This is a genomic window from Microbacterium sp., assembly GCF_035277845.1.
Taxonomy (GTDB): domain Bacteria; phylum Actinomycetota; class Actinomycetes; order Actinomycetales; family Microbacteriaceae; genus Microbacterium.
Window position 1 is genome coordinate 1 of record NZ_DATEJS010000368.1, and the last position, 7308, is coordinate 7308.

Sequence of the window (7308 nt, forward strand, 5' to 3'; positions counted from 1 at the left end):
CTGAAGGAGTTCAACGGGCGCGCCAGCCGCAGCCAGCTCGACCGCTGGTGGGCCGCCATCGAGGCGGGCCGGGCGGCCAAGGACCTGCCGCGCACCCGGGTTCCCGGCGACGCGCTGCCGCCGCCGCGGGCCTGGGCCGACCGCAACCCGGACGCCGACGCGCGGCTGAAGGCCGCGCGTCCCGTCGTGGAGGCCCACGCGGAAGAGCTGCACATGCCGACCGAGAACCTGCTCACGCCCGACCTGCTGCGCCGCGTCGCGTGGGAGCCGCCCCGCGATTCGGACCCTCGGCTGATCGGCTCCGCGCTCGCCGACCTGGGTGCTCGGCCCTGGCAGATTGAAGAGACTGCACAGCTGATCGCCGATGCCTTTGTGGAATCCACGCAAAGGGTCGAAGAGGCATCCGAAGCGGCTTCGTAGGATAGGTCCAGCCGATTTCGTGAGACTCAGTCTCACCCTAGGCTGGACTGGATCCACAACTTTGGAGGCAGAGTGGCCGAGCTTTCGGACGTCTACTTCGTCGACGGAATGCGCACCCCGTTCGGGCGCGCCGGCGAAAAAGGCATGTACTGGAACACCCGCGCGGATGACCTCGCCGTCAAGGCGACCATCGGCCTGATGGAGCGCAACCCCGGTGTCCCCGGGGACCGCGTCGACGACGTCGCGATCGCCGCGACCAGTCAGACCGGGGATCAGGGCCTGACCCTGGGCCGGTCGGTGGCGATCCTCGCGGGCCTGCCGCAGACGGTGCCGGGCTTCGCGATCGACCGCATGTGCGCGGGCGCGATGACGAGCGTCGCGACGATGGGCGCGGCGATCGGGACGGGCATGTACGACCTCGCCCTCGCCGGCGGGGTCGAGCACATGGGCCACCACCCGATCGGCGGCAATGCCGACCCGAACCCGCGGTTCGTCGCCGAGAAGATGGTCGACCCGGGCGCATTGAACATGGGCGTGACCGCGGAGCGCCTGTTCGACCGGTTCCCGCACCTCACCAAGGAGCGCTCGGACCGCTTCGGCATGCTCAGCCAGCACAAGGCGCAGGCCGCGTACGACGCGGGCCGGTTCCAGCCGGATCTCGTGCCCGTCGCGGTGAAGGATGCCGACGGCTCATGGGGTCTCGCGACCGAGGACGAGGGCCGTCGCCCGCAGACCACGATGGAGGACCTCGCGGGGCTGAAGACCCCGTTCCGCCCGCACGGCCGCGTGACCGCGGGCACCTCCTCCCCGCTCACCGACGGCGCCACCATGTCGCTGCTCGCCGGCGGCGGCGCCGTCAAGGAGCTGGGGCTCGCCCCCAAGATGCGGATGGTCTCGTTCGCGTTCGCCGGCGTGCAGCCCGAGATCATGGGCATCGGCCCCATCCCGTCGACCGAGAAGGCGCTGCGCAAGGCGGGCCTGTCGATCGGCGACATCGGCCTGTTCGAACTCAACGAGGCGTTCGCCATCCAGGTGATCTCACTGCTCGACCACTTCGGCATCGCCGACGACGACCCGCGGGTGAACCCGTGGGGCGGCGCCATCGCGCTCGGGCACCCGCTCGCCGCGTCAGGTGTGCGCCTGATGATCCAGCTGGCCGCTCAGTTCGCCGAGCGTCCCGACGTGCGCTACGGCCTCACCGCCATGTGCGTGGGACTCGGCCAGGGCGGCTCGGTCATCTGGGAGAACCCGCACTACGACGGCAAGCGCAAGAAGTGAGCGACGCAGCGATGACGAACTACGACGAGATCGACTTCTCCCCCATCCAGGCCCTGGCCGGCGACGAGGTCGTGACGCACTCCCGCGTGCGCGACATCCGCCTGGCATCCGGCCGCGTGCTGGCGCTCATCACGCTCGACAACGGGCGCGACCACACCCGCCCGAACACGCTGGGACCGGCGACCCTGACCGAGCTCGGCGAGACGCTCACAGGGCTCCGGAGCCGGGCTGCCGCCGGGGAGATCCAGGCGGTCGGCATCACCGGCAAGCAGTACATCATGGCGGCCGGTGCCGACCTGAGCGACATCTCGCAGGTGGGCTCGAAGGCCAACGCGAAGCTCATCGCCCAGCTCGGCCACAAGGTGCTCGGGTCGCTCAGCGACCTCGGCGTGCCGTCCTTCGCCTTCGTGAACGGTCTCGCGCTCGGCGGCGGACTCGAGATCGCTCTGAACTCGACGTACCGCACCGTGGATGCCTCGGCCGCCGCAGTGGCGCTGCCCGAGGTGTTCCTCGGCATCATCCCCGGCTGGGGCGGCGCGTACCTGCTGCCGAACCTCATCGGCATCGAGAACGCGCTCGAGGTGGTCATCTCGAACCCGCTCAAGCAGAACCGCATGCTGAAGCCGCAGCAGGCGTTCGAGTACGGGATCTTCGACGCGATCTTCCCGGCCGCGAACTACCTCGAGGACTCGCTGCGCTGGGCCGACGGCGTGCTCGGCGGCACCGTCAAGGTCGACCGCAAGAACGAGCCGGGCAAGATCGAGCGCCTCACCAAGTGGCCGGTCGCGATCAAGATGGCGCGCGGGATGCTGGAGAGCCGCATCGGCACGGTGCCCGCCTCGCCGTACGCCGCACTCGAGCTGCTCGACAAGGCGAAGAGCGGCACGCGGGCCGAGGGCTTCGCGCGCGAGGACGAGGCGCTGTCCGAACTCGTCGCCGGTGATCAGTTCGCAGCATCCATGTACGCGTTCGACCTCGTGCAGAAGCGCGCCAAGCGCCCGGTCGGCGCCCCGGACAAAGCCCTCGCGAAGAAGGTCACGAAGGTGGGCGTGCTCGGCGCGGGGCTCATGGCCAGCCAGTTCGCGCTGCTGTTCCTGCGCCGCCTGCAGGTGCCCGTCGTGATCACCGACCTCGACCAGGCGCGCGTCGACAAGGGCCTCGCCTACATCCGCGACGAGATCGCCAAGCTCGAGGGCAAGGGCCGGATCGACGCGGACACCGCGAACAAGCTGCGCGCCCTGCTGCACGGCACCACCGACAAGGCCGAGTATGCGGACTGCGACTTCGTCATCGAGGCCGTGTTCGAGGAGGTCGGGGTCAAGCAGCAGGTGTTCGGCGAGATCGAGAAGATCATCGCGCCGGATGCCATCCTCGCCACGAACACCTCTTCCCTGTCGGTCGAGGAGATCGGGGCGAGGCTCGAGCACCCGGAGCGCCTGGTCGGCTTCCACTTCTTCAACCCGGTCGCCGTCATGCCGCTCATCGAGATCGTGAAGACGCCGCGCACGACGCCGGAGGCGCTGTCCACCGCGTTCGTCGTGGCGCGCGGCCTCGGCAAGAACGCGGTGCTCACCGCGGACGCCCCCGGCTTCGTCGTCAACCGCCTGCTCGCGAAGGTCTTCGGCGAGGCGGCGCGGGCGCTCTACGAGGGCACGCCGCTGCTGACGGTGGAGAAGGCGTTCGAGCCGCTGGGGCTGCCGATGAAGCCGTTCCAGCTCATCGACCTGGTCGGCTGGAAGGTGGCGGCGCACGTGCAGGACACCATGGTGCAGGCCTTCCCGGACCGCTTCTACGCCAACGCCAACTTCCACGTGCTCGCAGAGCTGCCGCAGGTCGTCGAGAAGGACAAGGCCGGCCGGGTCACCGGGTGGACGAAGGACGCTCAGAAGGCCCTCAAGGGCGCGGTCGGCGACACGCCGGCCTCCGAGGCAGAGATCCTGCGGCGCGTGCAGGACGGCCTGGCGCATGAGATCCGGCTGATGCTGGACGAAGGCGTGGTGCCCGATGTCGAGGACATCGACCTGTGCCTCATCCTGGGCGCGGGGTGGCCGTTCATCGACGGCGGGGCCTCCCCCTACCTCGACCGCGAGGGGGCGTCCGAGCGCGTGTTCGGCGGCACCTTCCACGCCCCCGCGATCCGGGGCGTCACCGGCTGACCGCGTCCACGCGGTGAATCGGGCCGGTCGTCGTCAGGCGACCGGCCCGTCCGCGCGTGCGACGATCGGCACGGCAGCGGAGTCGGCCGAGGCTCCGCGCGCATACGGCAGCTTCGCGCCGAGCACCATGGCGGTGACGTCATGGGCGATCTGGCGCGGGGTGAGCCCGACCCGCTCGAGGATGTCGCCGCGCGACCCGTGCGGCAGGAACTGGTCCGGCAGCCCCATCTCGGTGACCGCGGTGTCGATGTCGGCGGCACGGAGGTCCTGCCGGATGCGCGTGCCGATGCCCCCGACGCGCACGCCGTCCTCGATGCTCACCACGAGACGGTGCTCACGGGACAGCTCGATGACGCTCCGCGCGACCGGAACCACCCAGCGCGGGTCGACCACGGTCGCCCCGATCCCCTGTGCGGCGAGCAGCTCGGCGACGGCGAGTCCGGTGGCGGCCATCGGGCCGACCGTCACCAGCAGCACATCCTTCTCGGGCGCCTCCCGCAGCACGTCCACGCCGTCGTCCGTGCGCCGCACGGCCTCGATCTCCTGGCCGACGGCCCCCTTCGGGAACCGCAGCACCGTCGGTCCGTCGTCCACGGCGACAGCCTCGGCGAGCTCCTCGACGATGCGCGTGGCATCACGCGGCGCCGCGATGCGGATGCCGGGCACCACCTGCAGGATCGCGAGGTCCCACACGCCGTGGTGGCTCGGACCGTCGGGGCCCGTGACACCGGCACGGTCGAGCACGAAGGTGACGCCGGCCTTGTGCAGCGCGACATCCATCAGCACCTGGTCGAACGCGCGGTTGACGAACGTCGCGTACATGGCCACGACCGGATGCAGCCCGCCGTAGGCGAGGCCGGCGGCCGCGGTGACTCCGTGCTGCTCCGCGATGCCGACGTCGAAGACCCGATCGGGGAATCGCTCCCCCATCCGGTGCAGTCCGGTGGGGCGCAGCATGGCCGCGGTGATGCCCACGAGTCGCGGATCGCGCTCGGCCAGGTCGACGAGGCTCTCTGCGAACACGCCCGTCCAGGACTGGGCGCCGCTCTCCTCCAGCGACTCCCCGGTCTCCGGGTCGATCTGGCCGACGGCATGGAACTGATCCGCGGCATCCTGGCGGGCGGGCGCGTAGCCGCGGCCCTTCTCGGTGATCGCGTGCACGATGACCGGGGCCCCGTAGTGCTTCGCCTGTTTGAGCGCCGCCTCGACCGCCTGCTCGTCGTGTCCGTCGACGGGACCCACGTACTTGATGTCGAGGTTCGAGTACAGCGACTCGTTGCCGGTGAACCGGGCGAGGAACCCGTGCAGGCCACCGCGGACCCCGCGGTAGAAGGCGCGGCCGGGTCGTCCGAGTTTGTCGAAGGCACGACTGCTGGACATGTGCAGGTGCCGGTACGACTGCTTGGTGCGCACCGAGTTGAGGAAGCGCGCCATGCCGCCGATGGTCGGCGCGTACGACCGCCCGTTGTCGTTGACGACGATGATCAGCTTGCGCGTGTTGTCGTCGGAGATGTTGTTGAGCGCCTCCCACGTCATGCCCCCGGTGAGCGCCCCGTCGCCGACCACGGCGACGACGTACCGGTCGTTCTGACCGGTCATCTCGAACGCCTTGGAGATGCCGTCCGCCCACGAGAGCGAACTCGAGGCGTGCGAGGATTCGACGATGTCGTGCTCGGACTCGGACCGCTGCGGGTAGCCGGCGAGTCCGTCGGTCTGGCGGAGGGTGGAGAAGTCCTGGCGGCCGGTCAGCAGCTTGTGCACGTAGGACTGATGCCCGGTGTCGAACACCACGGCGTCCTGCGGTGAGCGGAACACGCGGTGGATCGCGAGGGTCAGTTCGACGACGCCGAGGTTCGGGCCCAGGTGCCCGCCGGTGCGCGCCACGTTCTCGATGAGGAAGGCGCGGATCTCCCGGGCGAGCTGATCGACCTGCCGGGGACTGAGAGCATCGAGATCGCGCGGACCCCGGATCTTCTCGAGCAGGCTCATCCCCCGAGTCTACGCGAGGAGGCCGGGCCCCAAGGGATGCCCGGCCTCCTCGCGGCGGTCGCTCAGACGAGCGAGCGCAGCACGTACTGCAGGATGCCGCCGTTGCGGTAGTAGTCCGCCTCACCGGGCGTGTCGATGCGCACCACCGCGTCGAACTCGACCGGTGCGCCGCCGTCCTGCGGGGTCGCCGTGACGTGCACGGTCGCCGGGGTGCGGCCCTCGTTCAGCTCGGTGATCCCCGAGATCGCGAACGTCTCGGTTCCGGTCAGGCCCAGCGAGTCGGCCGACTGGCCGGCGGGGAACTGCAGCGGGATGACGCCCATGCCGATGAGGTTCGAACGGTGGATGCGCTCGTAGCTCTCCGCGATGACCGCCTGGACGCCGAGCAGCCGGGTTCCCTTGGCCGCCCAGTCGCGCGACGAGCCGGAGCCGTACTCCTTGCCGGCCAGGATCACCAGCGGCGTGCCGGCGGCCTGGTAGTTCACCGACGCGTCGTAGATGAACGACTGCGGGCCGTCCTCCTGGGTGAAGTCGCGGGTGTAGCCGCCCTCGACGCCGTCCAGCAGCTGGTTGCGCAGGCGGATGTTCGCGAACGTGCCGCGGATCATCACCTCGTGGTTGCCGCGGCGCGAGCCGTAGGAGTTGAAGTCCTTGCGGTCGACGCCGTGCTCGGTGAGGTACTGCCCGGCCGGGCTCTCCGCCTTGATGGAACCGGCGGGCGAGATGTGGTCGGTGGTGACGGAGTCGCCGAGCTTGGCGAGCACGCGGGCGCCCTCGATGTCGGCGACGGGCTCCGGCTCGCGCGTCATGCCCTCGAAGTACGGGGGCTTGCGCACGTAGGTGGAGGCATCCGCCCACTCGAACGTGGCGCCGGTCGGCGTCGGCAGCGACTGCCAGCGGTCGTCGCCGGCGAACACGCTCGCGTACTCGCGGTCGAACATGTCCGTGTCGATCGACGAGTCGATCGTCGCCTGCACCTCGGCGGCATCCGGCCAGATGTCCTTGAGGAACACGTCGTTGCCGTCGGTGTCGGTGCCGAGGGCGTCGGCGTCGAAGTCGAAGTTCATCGACCCGGCGAGCGCGTACGCGATCACGAGCGGGGGCGACGCGAGGTAGTTCATCTTCACGTCGGGGTTGATGCGGCCCTCGAAGTTGCGGTTGCCGGAGAGCACCGCGGTGACGGCCAGGTCGTTCTCGTTGACCGCGGCCGAGACCTCCTCGATGAGCGGTCCGGAGTTCCCGATGCAGGTGGTGCAGCCGTAGCCGACGGTGAAGAAGCCGAGAGCCTCGAGGTCGCCGGTGAGGCCCGCCTTCTCGTAGTACTCGGTGACGACCTTCGAGCCGGGCGCCATCGTGGTCTTCACCCACGGCTTGGCCTTCAGGCCCTTGCGCGCCGCGTTCCGGGCCAGCAGGCCCGCGGCGAGCATCACCGACGGGTTCGACGTGTTCGTGCACGAGGTGATCG

Annotated in this window: 4 protein-coding genes and 1 pseudogene; 3 read left to right on the plus strand and 2 right to left on the minus strand. The window is 70.0% G+C overall.

All coding sequences use genetic code 11. From position 1 onward, the window contains the following. From VJR25_RS16360 to VJR25_RS16370, 3 genes and pseudogenes are all read left to right on the plus strand, one after another. A pseudogene (locus VJR25_RS16360) lies at positions 1–420 on the plus strand (ribonuclease D); the annotation flags it as partial. A 72-nt stretch (positions 421–492) separates the two neighbouring features. Then, positions 493–1698: a thiolase family protein gene (locus VJR25_RS16365; protein ID WP_324116954.1), complete on the plus strand. Its 1206-nt coding sequence runs from the start codon at positions 493–495 to the stop codon at positions 1696–1698. 11 nt (positions 1699–1709) lie between these two features. Next, complete coding sequence (locus VJR25_RS16370; RefSeq protein WP_324116959.1) at positions 1710–3854, plus strand: 3-hydroxyacyl-CoA dehydrogenase NAD-binding domain-containing protein; 2145 nt, start codon at positions 1710–1712, stop codon at positions 3852–3854. Positions 3855–3887: 33 nt separating this feature from the next. Here the strand turns inward: VJR25_RS16370 and dxs are convergent, their stop codons facing one another. Continuing rightward, positions 3888–5843, minus strand: a complete 1956-nt coding sequence (dxs, locus tag VJR25_RS16375; RefSeq protein ID WP_324116955.1) for a 1-deoxy-D-xylulose-5-phosphate synthase — start codon at positions 5841–5843, stop codon at positions 3888–3890. 62 nt (positions 5844–5905) lie between these two features. Further along, positions 5906–7308, minus strand: a 1403-nt coding sequence (acnA, locus tag VJR25_RS16380; RefSeq protein ID WP_324116957.1) for an aconitate hydratase AcnA, incomplete at its 5' end; no start/stop codon positions are given.